Source organism: Streptomyces sp. HSS9-12 (assembly GCF_054963655.1).
In genome coordinates, this window is sequence record NZ_JBUEGC010000032.1 from 47986 (window position 1) to 63146 (window position 15161).

The 15161-nt window shown below is 67.0% G+C and carries 10 protein-coding genes and 2 pseudogenes; 5 read left to right on the top strand and 7 right to left on the bottom strand.

Translation table 11 applies throughout. The features are described 5' to 3' along the window. The first annotated feature begins 2 nt into the window (after positions 1 to 2). Positions 3 to 440 carry a DUF7919 family protein gene (locus ACY34J_RS18355; RefSeq protein ID WP_462724758.1) on the top strand — a complete coding sequence of 146 codons (438 nt, stop codon included), beginning with the start codon at positions 3 to 5 and terminating at the stop codon, positions 438 to 440. A gap of 125 nt (positions 441 to 565) precedes the next feature. Here ACY34J_RS18355 and mycP read toward each other — a convergent pair whose 3' ends face one another. The 3 genes from mycP to ACY34J_RS18370 form a co-directional block, all read right to left on the bottom strand. Further along, positions 566 to 1858 carry a type VII secretion-associated serine protease mycosin gene (mycP, locus tag ACY34J_RS18360; RefSeq protein WP_462724757.1) on the bottom strand — a complete coding sequence of 431 codons (1293 nt, stop codon included), beginning with the start codon at positions 1856 to 1858 and terminating at the stop codon, positions 566 to 568. A gap of 90 nt (positions 1859 to 1948) precedes the next feature. Continuing rightward, on the bottom strand, positions 1949 to 3397 hold the full coding sequence (locus tag ACY34J_RS18365; RefSeq protein WP_462724756.1) for a hypothetical protein: 1449 nt from the start codon (positions 3395 to 3397) through the stop codon (positions 1949 to 1951). 60 nt (positions 3398 to 3457) lie between these two features. Further along, complete coding sequence (locus ACY34J_RS18370; protein WP_462724755.1) at positions 3458 to 3793, bottom strand: hypothetical protein; 336 nt, start codon at positions 3791 to 3793, stop codon at positions 3458 to 3460. A 723-nt stretch (positions 3794 to 4516) separates the two neighbouring features. Here ACY34J_RS18370 and ACY34J_RS18375 point away from each other — a divergent pair. Together ACY34J_RS18375 and ACY34J_RS18380 are read left to right on the top strand one after the other, a co-directional pair. Further along, on the top strand, positions 4517 to 4867 hold the full coding sequence (locus ACY34J_RS18375) for a hypothetical protein (RefSeq protein WP_462724754.1): 351 nt from the start codon (positions 4517 to 4519) through the stop codon (positions 4865 to 4867). 86 nt (positions 4868 to 4953) lie between these two features. Next, a pseudogene (locus ACY34J_RS18380) lies at positions 4954 to 5188 on the top strand (hypothetical protein); the annotation flags it as partial. A 1023-nt stretch (positions 5189 to 6211) separates the two neighbouring features. Here the strand turns inward: ACY34J_RS18380 and ACY34J_RS18385 are convergent. The 3 genes and pseudogenes from ACY34J_RS18385 to ACY34J_RS18395 form a co-directional block, all read right to left on the bottom strand. Then, on the bottom strand, positions 6212 to 6376 hold the full coding sequence (locus ACY34J_RS18385; protein WP_462724899.1) for a hypothetical protein: 165 nt from the start codon (positions 6374 to 6376) through the stop codon (positions 6212 to 6214). Between the two features lie 214 nt (positions 6377 to 6590). After that, positions 6591 to 7361, bottom strand: a pseudogene (locus ACY34J_RS18390) (DUF262 domain-containing protein); the annotation flags it as partial. A gap of 4 nt (positions 7362 to 7365) precedes the next feature. Continuing rightward, the gene (locus ACY34J_RS18395) at positions 7366 to 7827 is read right to left on the bottom strand and encodes an ATP-binding protein (RefSeq protein WP_462724753.1); all 462 of its coding nucleotides are present in this window, start codon (positions 7825 to 7827) and stop codon (positions 7366 to 7368) included. A 440-nt stretch (positions 7828 to 8267) separates the two neighbouring features. Here ACY34J_RS18395 and ACY34J_RS18400 point away from each other — a divergent pair, with 440 nt between their 5' ends. Both ACY34J_RS18400 and ACY34J_RS18405 read left to right on the top strand, forming a co-directional pair. After that, the gene (locus ACY34J_RS18400; protein WP_462724752.1) at positions 8268 to 9086 is read left to right on the top strand and encodes a helix-turn-helix domain-containing protein; all 819 of its coding nucleotides are present in this window, start codon (positions 8268 to 8270) and stop codon (positions 9084 to 9086) included. Beyond that, on the top strand, positions 9083 to 9298 hold the full coding sequence (locus ACY34J_RS18405) for a DUF397 domain-containing protein (protein ID WP_462724751.1): 216 nt from the start codon (positions 9083 to 9085) through the stop codon (positions 9296 to 9298). The genes ACY34J_RS18400 and ACY34J_RS18405 overlap by 4 nt, the downstream gene beginning before the upstream one ends. 173 nt (positions 9299 to 9471) lie before the next feature. Here the strand turns inward: ACY34J_RS18405 and ACY34J_RS18410 are convergent, their stop codons facing one another. Continuing rightward, the gene (locus ACY34J_RS18410) at positions 9472 to 15144 is read right to left on the bottom strand and encodes a DNA methyltransferase family protein (protein ID WP_462724750.1); all 5673 of its coding nucleotides are present in this window, start codon (positions 15142 to 15144) and stop codon (positions 9472 to 9474) included. Positions 15145 to 15161 lie beyond the last annotated feature (17 nt).

Below are 15161 nucleotides of genomic sequence, written 5' to 3' on the forward strand. Positions count from 1 at the left end.
GAATGGTGTCGATTATGGCGAGTTATGCCGACCTGACTCCTTACTCATACCTCCCACAAACAGTTCCTGTCGGCAAGACGGTGCTGAACGTGGGCTGGCTGGAGCCGGGTGACGCATTCCCGGTGGGAAGCGTTCCAGAGGGATTCCTACAGGCATTGATCAAACTGGCGCGCGAGCACCCTTCTGCAAGGACGCGGGGATGGCACGCATGTGGCCTTGAGCACCCAGAGGGTAGACTGCCTTACCCCTTCACCGTCGAGAGTGATGAGGGAGCAATTCGGCTCGGTTCGGCGGAAATTCGCGTCCTGTCAGAAGACGGTACCATCTTGGCGGCCCCAAACCTTGTCTATCACTACGTCAAGGACCACGGATATCTTCCACCGGCTGCCTTTGGTGAAGCCGTGTTGGCGCAGCGTGCATTCGATGCTGAGTCAAAATGAGACTGAATGATGTGTGGCTCAGAGTGTTGAACTGAGCAGGTATGATCACGTGAGGCGCATCGGGGCCGGCGGAGTGGGTGGAAGCATCGCTCCGCCGGCCCTTGTGATGGCAATACCGGGTTTTACTACTGGCCCGGGTGCGGGGTGGGCGGACCAGGCGGGTAGGCGCCGGGAGCAGGATGATTCGTGTACGTGCTGGGCTGCTGAGGCGGGAAGCCGACGGTGCCCGGTGCGCCGTAGCCACCAGGGCCACCGGGAGGTGGGCCGTTTCGGCGGTTCTTCCGCCTCACAAGCACGATGACCACGACCACCACGGCAACCAGAACAACGACGATTCCGCTGAAGAGAATCCAGCGCTTCGCTTCGGATTTGCCGCCGTCGGGACCGGGGGCGGCGCTTTGGGGGGCTTGCGACGCAGATGACACCTCCGGTGACTTGAGTGGACCATTCTTCGGGCCAGTTGGGATGTCGCGCTTGAGCGCGGCCAACGGCTGGATGAAGCCGTAGCCGTACTTCTCATCAGGAACGGAGAGGCCCTTGGCCGAAGGGGGGATCCCAGCCGTCTTTACCAGGCGATTGACGATCTGTCCCGCAGTCAGATTGGGGAACTTGGCGCGGAGGAGTGCTGCGGCGGCGGAGACGTATGCAGTAGCGTTGGAGGTTCCCGTACTTTTGTGGTAGGGGAACGACTCTGTCCCGCCTCCCGCGGAGACAATGCCAGTGGCCGGCGCGGTCAGCAAGACTGAGGGCCCGTAGTTAGAGCGTTGCCAGATCTCCCCGTTGCTCTTGACGCCCCCAACGTCCACAACGCCCGGATAGCTGGCCGGGTATTCCTGGGCCTCTGGGCCTTTCCCGTCGTTCCCAGAGCCCGCTACCACTAGGACGTCTTTTCCCAGGGCGTAAGCCACAGCTTGGCGCTCGGCATCAGCGTCGTCAGGGGTTGCCTGGGAGATGTTGATCACTGAAGCGCCGTGGTCCACGGCGTATCGAATCGATGCGGCGAAGCCATTGGCGCCCGCTCCGTTGTCTCGGATGGCAAGGATCTTTGCTTGGGGAGCCAAGCCCTTCACGCCCTCCGCGGCCCCCGGCCCATGACCATGTGCAGCGATGATCCCAGCAATACCAGTGCCGTGGTGTTCCCCCGCCTCCGGTTCAGTGGAACCTCCATCAATGAGGTCCTTACCTTTCAGGACATTGCCTTCTAGATCCGGATGCCGGGCATCGATTCCATCATCGATGACAGCGACAGTGACCCCTTCACCTGAAGAGATCGGCCAGATCTCCTCGGCCTTGAACGCCCTGAGTGGCCACTGGTCCTCTCTGACCTGATCTGCGGAAGCGGCTGGCGCGGATCCGATGAGCAGCGCTCCCGCCATCACCACGCTGCCCATCGCATGCAGCGTCCGCGTGAAGCTCATGCTGTAGTACCTCTCCCTCGCAGAACGGGGCCCGCAGCCCAGGAACTGCGGGCCCCATCTCGTCTCCGCTGATTGCTATCCGGCAGCTACTTACTCGACGACCCGGGGAGCCACGTTACGCTGCGGCGCCCACGTCTCCTCATCCTCCACGAGGTAGTCGGGGCGCTCTCCCCGGCGTTCCTTCTTCTTCTCGTTGGCGCCATGTGCACCAGGTACGCCTGCCGCGCCTGTGCCACGGCCGCCGGCCTTACCCGCTTGGGTGCCGCCACGGCTGCGGTGCAGACCGGATCCTCCCTGCTCACCTGCGCCGGGCTCGCCCTCAACAGCACCCACGAACCCGCCACGCTTACGAGCCCAACCTCCGCCACGCCCAGTACCCTTGGCGTCCTTTGCGCCCTTCGCGCCTGCTCCGGCGCCGGGCCCTCCGCCCATACCGGGCTGGCCGGCACGACCGCTGCGCGCGCCCACGCCCGCACCGCTGCGGACTGCACCTCCTGGCACTCCACCCGGCGTGCCAGGCATGCCCGGGGCCCCAGAACCGGCTCCAGCGCGTCCGGAACCCGCGCCCACACCACCACCAAGGCCACCACTGCCCAGGCCACCACCGGCGCCGACCTCCGCCGTGCCGCCAGAGACTCCTTCGAGGCCAGTCCCAATCTGGGAACCCGGCTTCGGGGTGCTGCCGATGCCACCGCTGATGCCCTTCGGACGGGGAACCGCTGCATTACCCGGGGAGGTGTAACCAGAGCCCTTCGCGGAGGGAGTACGCGGTTGGCGGCTCACCGGTTCCGGACTTGACGGGCCGACCGGGATGACCGCCGGCACAGGCGCTTCACCGCCCGGCTCGCCCGGATAGTCGTCGTCGTCACCTACTGGCTTCGGAGTACGCCGCCACGTCCCCATGGTCTTGTACTGGGAGGCGTACGCGCCCCCCAGCTGCTCCATCTTCACGGCCATTTCCAGCTGGGCTTCTTTGCCCTTGGACAGGGAATCGCGGTTGTTGTCCAGCGCCTCCTGGGTGGTCATGTTCGGGTCCCCCAAGTCGCGCCGCAGGCCGGAGTCGTCACGGTCGCCCAGGTTCTTGACATAGTCCACGCCGCTGGAGACCGTCCCCGGCGGCTCCATGGCCTCGACTTCAGGCTTGATCTTCTCCAGGACGTTCGCGGAGCTCTGCATGGCGATGGAGGTGTACCGGGCGTACTCGGCGCCGTCGGAGATCTTCTTGGCGATCTTCTTCGCCTCGGCGGCGAACCTGTCGGCGGCCTCCCCCTCCCAGTCCTTCAACACCTCGTCGACCGCTGCGGTGAAGACCTTCTTGATGCCGCCGTTGCCGCCGCTGCCCTTGGCCGCGTTGCCACCCACGAGCTGGATGTACAGGTCCGCCCAGCCCTCGGCCACATCGCGGACCTCGCCGGGATTCGAGTTGCGGACCATGGATTTCATGGTTTCCATGTCCAGCTCGGCGAAGTTGGTCTCGTGCTCCGCCTTGTAGCACATCGCGGCTGGAATGTACTCGTATTCGTAGTGGCTACCACTCACGACCGAAGTCCCCCTTGTCTCCTCGTGCCGCCACCATGGCTGGTCCCGCCTGCCACATCATCACGCGCCACCAGACATGTCGCTCACGACACTGGCGTCCTGGTCCTGGTAGTTACCATGCACCTTCTTGGTCTTCTTACCGAAGTCGTCCATGACCTGGTTGAGGTGATCAATAATGCCCTCGATGTGCAGCTTCATGGCCTCGTGAGATTTGGTGAGTTTGCGGGCCTCCTTGAACGTAACGCCATTCGCGTCCGCTCCGAGGGCATTGGGCGACAAGGCGGTCTGGTGCTTGGAGTGAGAATGCGCATTCCCCAGGTCCCTCAGCACGCCATTGAGCTGCCTGATGACATTGTCAAGCGCGCTCAGATCAACCCGGTAGCCCCTGTTACTCATTACGTCCTCCCCGTGAATCACGAATGAAGTCCTGCGGCCGCCCGTTCGTAGAGGGCGTTCGAGGAGAGCCGACGGCCATCGCGACGGCAGGCAGCCCCGACGAGTGCGCACCTCCCGGTCCCGTAGCCAATAAGCCGCCCCGCGCGGTTGGGCCAAGGGCGAGCGTTTCTTGGGGCCTGCCGACGGTCACTCCAGCCGATCTGGCACCGGTTCGGCTCACCAGTTGGCTTGGCATAGTGGTCACGGCCGCAGGGAAGGTCTGGCCGCTGCACGCGACAATCTGGTCACGAAACGCCCGCCGTCACGTCTCCATCCCCCTGAAGCTCGCATGCCAACCGCAGAAGCCGCCGCATGTTCGACACCGCACACCCAATGCCACGACCACTCTAGCCACCGCTCTTCGACGTCCCCAACGTATGAAGGGGCTGTGGCGGGTTCCAGTTGCAACCGCCAACCCGCCTTCCACATATGAGACTTGGTCGATGGACTGGGGTATATCCATCCAAACCCGGACCTCGCTTGGCCTGCCGCCAGCAGTACAGCGTGCCGGAGGCTGCATCGAGCGCTCCCGTACGGTCAGGACCGCGCAGTGCAGGGGAGGTCGCGTATGCGCCCCAACGGGCCGCCGCACACATCGAAAGGACTGGCGGCCTCGAAGTCGTGCAACGTACGCTCACCCTGATTCTCTTCAGACTGGAACCGACGGACGGGGGAGCCAATTCCATGGACATCTTGCGGGGTGGACGGTGGTTGGGGAGTAAGGTCGGCTTCGTCGAGGCGAACGGAACCGTCTGGCGGGGTCGCCGCTTGACAGGCAGCAAGGTCGGCTTCGTCGAGGCGAACGGAACCGTCTGGCGGGGTCGCCGCTTGACAGGCAGCAAGGTCGGCTTCGTCGAGGCGAACGGGACCATCCTGCGCGGTAGCCGCTCGACAGGCCGAAAGGTCGGCTTCGTCGAGGCGAACGGGACCATCCTGCGCGGTAGCCGCTCGACAGGCAGCAAGGTCGGCGTGGTCGAGAGCATGACCGACATCCAGAAAGCCGGCGGGGCCGCGCTGCTCCTGTTGCTGAGCTGATCAATGCCCCCATCGGGATATCGCATAACACCGGGACACACCCACCAGCGAGATCACACCCCGAACCGATAACCGTAGCCGCAATCTTGCCGTTGCCGATACGGGAAGGGTGCCTCCCGGAGGTGTGGGTTCGAGGGAACCGGGGTCGAGGAATGGCAGGCGGTTCTCGATCTGATCGTTGTCAATGGCTGGAGGAGCGAGTACTCCGAAGGCGGTGTTGTTATGCCGCTGCCGCAGGCTGCGCGGGTGTTGTCCCGGCCTGCCGATGCCGAATGCGCGGACCTGGGGGTCTGGCCGGCTCATGACGTGCTGGCGATCTTCGGCGCGTACTACGTGCGCACTGGCGCCACCCACGCTCGCACCAACATCACCAGCGGTATCACCCTGCGGGACCGGGTACGCAGCACAGTCACCACGTACGACGACTACGGCATGGCCAGCAAGGTCGAGGACCAGGGCGATGACTGTGGCGGCCTAAGGTGCGGTCACAAGGGAGACGACTGCAGCGACCCCGATGTCTACTGCCACGACGCCGACAAGAATGGCCATCCCGTTGTCGACTACGGCGGTGGTGGCGGTGGCACCGCTCACACCAGCAGCACCGGGAATACCGGCTACGTCCCGAAACAGGAATTTGGCGCAGTGTGGTCTGGCGAACTGCTCCCACCCGGCCATACCCGGCCCTGAAGGTGCGTACTACAACCAGGGATACCAGGGCGGCCAGGTAGTTGAGCAGCGTTCCTCCCTGACGGACCAATTGCTCACGTCAAGCAAGTAAGGGAGTGATCACGTGGAGTCAGGAGCGTCCGAGGCGCTGACCAGCCTAATCCGCTGGGTCAATTCACTGGAGGAGTTGATTGAAGTCGCCAACCGGTGCGATCGGCATGAGGGGCTTTCGGCGCGCCTGGATCGCTCCACTGTGAGGGATGTCCTGCACCGGTGCGTATCCGGAGAGCTGAACGTCAACGAATTGCCTAGGTGGGCCGGAGCTGTGCATATGCTGGATCGTGTGGAAATCGAAGAGCAGGACGTTGAGTTGCTGACTCGGTTCCTCTTCGAAGTCTCGAGCCCAGAGCTATTTGAGCCGGTTACCGTTGACGTATGTCGGCGGTGGATCGCTCGGCTCGCATAGACCGCAGCGGCTGACTTACGCAGAGACCCCAGAGGCCCGGACGGAGATACTTCCGACTGGGCCTCTGGGCGCTTGACGGAAATGGTGACGGCAACGTCAGCGGACGACGGTCCCCGGTTGCCAGATCGGTGGCGGTGGCACCGCGACCGTCCGCGGCACTGGAAAGACGTCCTCCGGAACCGGCCGACATGTAAGGGCACCGGCCTGACGTCCTACTGCACAAAGGGCAGGAGGATTCGGTCCACTTCGTGGAAGCGAAGTCGCACTTTGCGTACGTCGCCGGTGCCGGAGGAGATGGCGTTGGTGAAGTCGGGCCGTTCCATCAGGCCGAGGAACTTGGCACGTACGTCCTCCCGGCGCGCGGCGAGGATGTCCACCTGCTCCGGTGTGTGCGTTGCGAGAGGTTGACCGCCTGTGCCTCGAACAGCGCCTTGTTGACGGGTGAGCGTCGGCCGTTCCCCCAGAATTGCTTAACTCGGTCATGACCGCCATGAAGCGCAGGAGGTCGCGGGCCTGCCCGGGGATGAGGACGTGCCGCAGCTCCTGCCAGGTCAGCGGCCTCCCCCTGGTGTTGATCCGGGCGAAGATGTTGAACTTCACCTCCTCCGGAGTTCTCCGCCGGATGAGGAGGAGCACCAGCTCGGTTTCTTCGATACGGGTCTGGAACCGGCCCGGCAGGTCATCGAACGTGAGACCTTCGTAGTCCTTGAGGTATTCCAGACCCGTCAGTCTCAGGGGTTCCGCGTCGATGGCGTCCGGGTCCACGAAGCGCGCGATCGTGGTCAGACGCTGAACTCCGTCGACGATGGCCCACCGGTCGTCCTCGCCTTCGGCGGCGTAGAGGGTGGGAAGCGTGATACGCAGCAGCATGGACTCGATGAGGCGGCTTTGCGCCTTGGGAGTCCAGATGCCGGGCCGCCGCTGGACGTCGGGTGAGAGATCAATGTGCCCGCGCCGGATGCGGTTCAGCAGCAACCCCACGGTCGGGTTCCGCGTCTGCACTTCGATCTGATCAGGGTCGAAGGGACTGTCGATACGTTCGCCGATGTCCTCGACTTCGACTCCGGTGCTGCGCCCGGTGTCGTCGAGCTCGACGGCGTACCCGGCGGGCTCCTCGAACGGGACCCGCTGTCGGATACGCCCGCTCGCAGCTCGGAATCCGCCATCACCCACTCCTTCGGAGAGCGTCCCAGCCGGTGGCTGTCCACGACCGCTGACAGCGATCGACTGATCGCTGTCAGGGTACGTGCAGGTACGGGCTGTACGGCGGTAGTGCGCGATACCGGGGCCGGTGGTCGCGCCGCTCTTGTCCGGCGCCGATCGGGGAGTGGGGGTACGTGCCCGGTCCGCTGCCTTTCCCATGGGCTCAGGACGGACTCCGGGGTGCGGCTGCCGTCGGCGGGGCGGCGGGTGTGTCCAGCTCGGCCCACACCGTTTTGCCGACGGGTACGCGGTCGGTGACGCCCCAGCGGGTGGCGAGCGCTTCGACGAGGAGCAGGCCGCGGCCGGACTCCGGCGGAGGGCCGGAGAACGGTTCCGTGGCTGCGGGGATCGGGTTCGGGCGTACGGGCCAGGATTCGCCGCGTGCGTCGGACACCTCGATACGGATGGTGGCCGGCGGGGTGGTGGAACGGGTGATGGCGAGGCGGAGGGCGAAGTCGCGGCCCGGTACGTGGCCGTGGCGTACGGCGTTGGCGGTCAGCTCGCCGACCAGCAGCGCGGCGGTCTGCGAGTCCTCGCCGTCGTACGGGTAGCCCCAGTCGTCCAGCCGCTGCACGGCGAGCCGGCGGGCGAGGCGCGCCCCGCGGGTGGTGGACGTGAACTGCATCCGGAACTCGGGCCGGATGGGGACTGGTTGGCTGCCGTGGGGGCGGTAGAGGACGGCGGCCGGGGCGGCGATGGCGGGGGTGGAAGAGTGCTCGGGGGTGGGGTGGGGGCGCGCGTGGGGGGTGGGGCGGAGTGGTGGCGATGGGGGCGTGTCGCGCCGTTCGGGGGTCGAGCGGTGGGGGCGCTGGGGGAGGGGCGGGCGGGATGCGGTGGGAGTGGGCAATTCCGCCTGGTGGGGGGGGTGAGCGGTTGGCTTGGTAGGGGGAATTTCGGACTGCATGCCCACAACGATCTTCGGCCGTCCCTAGCCTGACCATGACCGCCGGGCGTACGGGGCCAGTTGTACGTGTCTGTACGCGACGGGTACGAGCCGTTGGCCGTGACCCTCTACTCGGCGGGCGAGTTGATACGCGGTGCGGTGTTTCGGGGCGGGTGGTAGCGGTGGGCCAGAACAACAACGACTCGGGGACGGCGACCCTCAAGTACTTCGGCAGCCAGATGAAGCTGTTTCGCGTCCGGGCGGGCCTGTCGCGGGCCGAGCTGGGGGCGAGGGTCGGTTACTCGGAGGCGACCGTCGCGAGCGTGGAGCAGGGCCGGCGGATCCCCCAGCAGGAGTTCATCGACCAGGTGGATGAGGTGCTGGAGGCGGGGGGTGTGCTGCGGGCGGGTGCGCCGTTTCTTGTGCAGGCGCGGTATCCGGCGTGGTTCCAGGACTTTGCGCTGCTGGAGGCGGAGGCGGTCAGTCTCCACTCCTACGAGAGCCACGTGATGCCGGGTCTCTTGCAGACCGAGGAGTACGCGCGAGCAGTCTTCGGTACCAACTGCCCGCCGCTGGAGGACGAGGAGCTGGAGCGTCGAATCGAGGGCCGGTTGGACCGGCAACGCCTCATCACCCGTAAGCCTGTGGCGGTCCTGGGTTTCGTGATCGAGGAGGTCGTGATCCGGCGTCCCTTGGGTGGCCGAGCCGTTCTGAGGGGACAGCTGCTTCGGCTCCTGGAGATTGCGAGCAGGCGCAACGTCTCGGTACAGGTGATGCCGTCGATCAGGGAGACGCACGGCGGGCTGAGTGGCCCGATGGTGTTGCTGGAGACCCCGCAGCGCCGCAACTTGGCTTACGTTGAGGGGCAGAGCGGAAGCTTCCTGGTCTCGGAGAGAGACGAGGTGGGAGCACTCGCGCAGCGCTATGGCATCATCCGCGCACAGGCTCTGAACCCGGAGGAGTCCTTGCGACTCATCGAACAGGTTGCGGGAGAACAATGAACACCGAGCAGACCGTACCGAGCGCTGAACTGGCGTGGATCAAGAGCAGCTACAGCAGTGAGCAGGGCGGCAACTGCGTTGAGGTGGCGGCCACGCCCGGCGTGGTGCACGTGCGGGACTCGAAGGACAAGAAAGGCGGAGCGCTCGCCTTCTCGCCCGAGGCATGGGCCGCGTTCGTCGACTTCGCGGCCATGCAGATGGTCACGGACTGACCTACGGAACGACGGCGCCCCGCCACCGGCTTACGGCTGGTGGCGCTGCCACCGCTCAGGATGTTGACCGAAGGCATGCTTTGGGTCAGGTAATTGGGGGAGGCGACCGTATGGAGACGAGGGGCGACCGGGAGGCTGGTGGCGGGGCGCCGTGCTGGTCGGTGCGCTGACCGTCAGGCGTCGGCGGTCACGTCCATATTTTCGCGGGCGGGTGGAGTCCACTCCCCACGCGCGATGGCCTGATCCAGTCGCGCCTGGAAGTGCGCGTGCGCGGCCCGCATCTCAGTCTCCCGATCGGCCTTGTAGAACGGCCCGCTGTAGCCCTCAGGCGGCGGTGTGGCGCCGGTCTTGTCCTCCAGGTGGGCGAGGAGATCGAGGTAATCCTGCTTGGTCTGGCCGTGCCCGTACGTGTTGAAGTCGCCTGCGGTCTTACGGCCGTTGGCGTCGAAATAGGTCGCCGACTCGTAGTCGTAGAGCTGCGGGTAGCGCGACTTGAAGATCGCTACGAGCTGGTCGGCGGTGATGCCGAGCCAGACGGCGACGAGTGCGTCGAGCTCGACAAGTGCGGCGCGGCGCTCGTGCTCGGTGCGGAGCGGGGTGGAGTACTCCCAGGTCGGCTTGAGGCTGGCGGCGAGAGGCTTCAGGTGGGGCCAGCGGGGGTTGGCCCAGTCCTCGTAGCCTGCCCAGCGAGGGTCGAACAGCTCTGTCCAGAGCGGGGCGTAGTGAGCCGTGAGGGCGTTCAGGCGAAGGGTGCGGAGGAGGAGGGCGGGTGCTAGGGGGTGCTTCGGGTCGGGGGCGGGCATTTTAAGGGCTTCACCGGCCATGAGGTTTGCCCGGCCTGTGATGCGGAGGAGGTAATCGAGAGGGAGAGCGGCCCAGAAGCCTCCGTTAAGGACAGTTAGGCGATTGTGCGCTAGAGCGAGTGAGTGGACGCCGTGGATATGGGCGGGACCGGGCGGAAGAAGAGCAGCGTGCAGACTGCGGCTGGTATTGAAGGGAATCATGACTCGCCAGGCCAGCCGGAAGTACGTGGTGAACGGCCTCCCGAGCCAGGAGTCCTGGGCCGCGAGGTACGCCGCCTCGTCGGTGGCCCGCACATAGTTGGTCACGGGGACGCACGCCTCGGGCAGCTCCACCGGTACGAGCGAGTCCCAGTCCCTGTTGCTCCGGCAGGGGATCCTCGGTTCCTTCGAGAAGGGAAGCGACAATGCGAAGTGGGGCCCTTGGAGGATGACATCCGAGAGTTCGGGGACGGCCTGGTTGCCCCAGCGGATCAGTCCATCCTTCGTGGCTCCGGTTTCGTGGTACCCGCTTGAGATCATTGGGCGGTAATCAGCCAGGCTGCTGCGATGGGCAGCCAGCGCCTCGATCGCGCCTTGCTCGCCAACGAGAACCGGGTACAGCAGAGGGGTCTGTGCCGCTCCACGCGTCGAGCCCGTAAGAACCTGCCAACTTTCCAGCAGGACCGTGTTTACATGCACCACGCGTTCGCGGTGTGGTCGGATGTCCCACGAGCCGTTGTGCTTGATGCCGGGCGCCGCGCCTCGTCCGTCATGAGCCAGCGAATTGGGCAGGACCTCGGCGTCGCGGAGCTCGCTGACGTGCAGGAAGTCAGGATCCTGTGACGTGCCGTAAATGTGCATCCCGAATTGCTGGGCCCGGTCAAGATCTTCGAACGCCCAGTTCGCCGAGTTCACAAAATGCGCGTGAACCCGGAGGTGCCGGTACGCGGCGGCCCGGATGACACCCTCGCGTACGCCGCCGAAGTGTGTGTCCGGGTGGATCAGGCCCGCGCTGCCGTGCGGTGCGATGTGCTGCCACACCCGAGCCATGAAGGCCCGGTAGAGGTCGCCCTGCGTTCCAACGAGGAGCGGATACGTAGCCGCGCTGCCCAGCGTGGCGACGGCGCCAGCATGGGCGGCTAGCTCATTGAGAAGGGCATCTTGGCCGTCCGCACGCGTGGCCAGCACGTCTTCCTTACGGAGGTGCCATTCAGCCGGGCTCGGCTTGTCCGCCAGCACGAACCACGGCTCCAATTCCGCCAGTACCACATCCTCCTGCCACCGCGGCCTTACCCAAGGCGGATTCCCCACCTGCAAGTCGTACCCGCCCCGCTCAAAGACCTGCGCGAACTCCAATTCCCAATGGAAGAAGCCCTGCTGCTTCGCGATGTCCCTCGCGGTCGCCGCCCACGGGAAGCGGCTCTCCAACCAGTACGACCGGTCCATGCCCATGAGGTCCGGGAGCATGTCCTCGTAGGACTCCAGCTCGTCCAGCCGCTCGAAGTGGGCGACCAGCGATTCCCTCGGGACGTCCTGCGTGCCGAGCAGCGCTTCCGCGAAGTCCAGCCAGTCGTCAAGGTTCGCAAGCGGGATGACCGCCCGCCGCTGTTCCTTGATGGCCTCGGCCCGGCGGCCCGTCCGCTTCTTCTCGACCTTCTCCCGCGTCAGCGAGAGCTGCTTCGTCTCCGGCGCAAGACCCTCCAACGGCAGGGAGTCCGCCTCCCACGCCAGCAACACGTCATCGCCCGACCGCTCCTCGGCCTCCGGCTCCTCGTCCGCCGCGGCCTCAACACCGTCGCCCTCGCCGCCGTCGTCGTCCGGCCCGGCAGCCCCCACCACGGCCTCCACCACCGCGGACGCCTGCGCCAGTTCTGCCGCGTGCCGGTACCGCTCGTCCGTACCGTCCAGCAGAGACGCCGACTGCACCGGCCAGAACCACAGCGCGCACCAGGCGTCCATCAGCGTCTTGAGCCGCCAGTATGGGGTGTCCACCGCCTCCAGATCCGCCAGCACCTTTTCCCGAGGTACGGCTTCCTCCGGCCGCCGCAGCCACTCCGGCTCCGCGCCCCACACATCGATCTTCCGGCTGATCTCCCGTTCGGAGATCTCCAGACGCCGTACCACGAGCTGCCACAGGTACTCCGCCCGCCGCGCCAGTGCCTGCAACCGCGCGATCTGCTTCGCGCTCGGCGCCTTCGTGATCGCCCGCCGCCAGGCGCCCAGCGCCTTCGCCGCCTCCGGCGCCAGCGCCCTGGCCTCCTTCTCACCCGCGACCGCGCCCCACTCCTTCGCGGGCAGCAGGAAGTGGTGAACGGCCCCTTCCGGCAGGGCGTCCGCGCTCGGACGGCCGTCCCCGTCCCGCGCGTCGGTCAGCGGAAAGCGTTGCGGTGTCGTCCCCAGCCAGGCCGCCTTCTTCAGTTTGTCCGCCGGGTAGATCTCCCGCCGCCCGCCAATCAGTGAATTACCCCGCCGCAAATGCAGCCCGAACCAGGGGGCCTCCATGCCCGGGTGCATGGTGTTGAGCCACAGCGAGACCTCGGCCAGCTCAACAGCGGTCGAGTTGAGGTCGACGCCGTAGCAGTTGTGGAGGGCGATGTACGCCTTGGCCTTCTGGAGTTCGACCGGGTACTTCTCGGTGTCGATGGCCGTACCGAGTTCGTCCTGCCGTCGGCGCAGGTACTCGGCGGCGACCTGGTTGATGGCCTCGTTGAGGAACGCGCCCGACCCGAGCGCCGGCTCGCAGATCTTCCAGTCCAGCAGCTCGCGTGCCTGCGTGGTCGTACCGTCCTGGTCCAGCCGGTGCTGCAGGGCGAGCTGGACGGTGACCTTGGTCAGGGACTCGGGCGTGTAGTACGAGGCGGAGGTCTGGCGGTCGCGGCCGGAGAGGCGGTAGACGAAGGAGCCGACGGGGTAGCGGACGCGCTTGTCCTCGCCGGTCGTCTCGTCCTTCCTCCGCACGAAGACCTTGTCCTCGTACTCGTCGGCCCTGGAGGCCGGGACGAGCCAGCTGCCGCCGGAGGGGTCGCCGTTCTTGGCGACCTCGTACAGCTCCTCGCCGGCGATGAAGCCGGAGTAGGACATCAGGCCCTCGTACACCGCGCCGAGCTGGTTGATGCCGAGCTGGGCGTAGGAGATGAAGCCGCCGCGCTCGCCCTTCTTCTTGCTGCGGGTGAGCATGAGCAGCCGCAGCACGCGGTAGAGGGTGGCGTTGCGCAACCGGGTGTCGATGTACGGGGCCGTCGCGGGCTCGCCCGCGACGGCTTCGGACCGGAGACCGGTCCCGGCCATCGCTCCCGTTCCGGCCGCTCCGGCCGGGGCCTCGGGGCCGGTTTCCGTAAGGGCAGCCTCGGCGGGGGCACTTGTGCCCGGACTGGCGGTCACGGTCCCGGACGTGCGGGGGCCGGGCACCGTGCCGGCGTGCGGGCCCGAGACCGTGGCGGCCTCCGCAAGGAGGCCGGTCCCCTGTCCCGTACCGGCGGCCGCCCCGGCCTCGTACGCGGCCTCGTCCTCGTCGTAGCGGGGGTTGCGTACGGACTCGCGGCCGATGAGGCGGATCGACTCGGGCTCGAAGAGCTTGGAGTGCAGCGGTTCGAAGCGCAGGCCGATGTCCTCGGACACTTCGCCGTTCGTGTCGGTTTCGCCGTCGCCGCCCTCGCCGGAGGCGACCCCGTGCGTACGACGTGGGCGGTAGCCCTCCTGGACCTTGCGGAAGAGGAGGTCCAGCGACTCGTACAGGTAGAAGCCCTCGCGGGTCTTCTCGCCGACGAGATCGCGCTCGGCGACGAGTTCGCCGAGGCGGCCGAGGCCGTAGCCCTGGTGGTACTCGGGATAGTCCGAGGGCAGGATGCCCAGCTCGGGGCGGGCCTCGGCGTACAGCAGGAACAGGATGCGGTAGAGGTAGCGCAGGGACTCGCGGGTGAGCTGGTCGGCCAGCTCGGGGAGTTCCCCCACCTCCTCCAGCGGGGTGCCGGAGGCGCGGATGCGGTCCAGGACCTCGTTGGCGATGAGCTCCACGCTCCAGCGCAGGCCGTCGCGGAGGTCGGAGGAGACGCCGACGGCGTGCTTGGTCGACTTGTCGACGAGTTCGGCCAGCGGGTCCGTGCCGCCCTCCTCCGGGACGCGCAGCGAGTCGGCGCCGAACAACGCTGCTGCTGTGTCCAGTTCGCCGCCGGGCTTGGTGTCGTTGCGCTCCAGGGCGGCGTCCAGCGACGCGGCGAGGTAGCGGCCCTCGCCCCAGGCGGCGCGGTCGGCGAGGACGATGACGCCGCCGATGAGGAGCAGGATGTAGCGGGGCGCGGACTGGCCCAGGCCCTCGTACTCGCAGGCGAAGAGGAACGAGGCGAGCTTGGAGCCGGTGGTGATCCGCTCGGTGCCCTGGAGGGGGACCGGGTGGAGCAGCCGTCCGGGGCCGGCCGGGTCGAGGGCGCCGTCGGGTTCGGCGGCCCAGCCGCAGTCCAGGGCGATGAGGCCCGGTTCGGCGTGGGCGACCTGGACCTCGTAGGTGTGGTCGGCGCGCTGGACGGTGAGGGTCTGCGGCTTGGCGTCGTAGCCGAGGGCACGCAGCACGGACGCGTTGAGGCCTGCCGCGCGCTCGCGCCACTCTGGGCTGGCGTAGGTGACGGCGTCGGCGAAGGCCTCCGGGTCGGCGGAGGCGCCCCGGTCGGTGTCGATGCCGGCGTCGGCGGTGCTGCCCGCCGCGCGTTCGGCGAAGAACGAGCGGGACGTGAAGTACGGGCGGCGCAGCTCGCGCAGGCCCGCGCGGGGGGTGACGGGCAGGGCGTCGGCAGGGCGCGGGGTGGCCTCCGGGCTGGTCCGGGCGTGCGGGATGCGGGCCGCCACGCCGGACGCTTCACCGGATGCCGCCGCCCGGGGCGCGTCGGGTTGCGCCTCGCCGGGGGCCACGGCATCGGCTGCCGCCTTGGCCGCGTCCGCTTCGGCCTTCGCCGCCTCTTCGCGCTCCTTCCACTTCGCCAGCAGGCCCGACTTGAGGTCCTTGGGGAAGACCTCGGCGAGGTAGTGGGCGGAGAAGTAGTCGCCGCGGTTGACCAGGGAGTCATACGTCATGGTGCGGGAACCTTCCG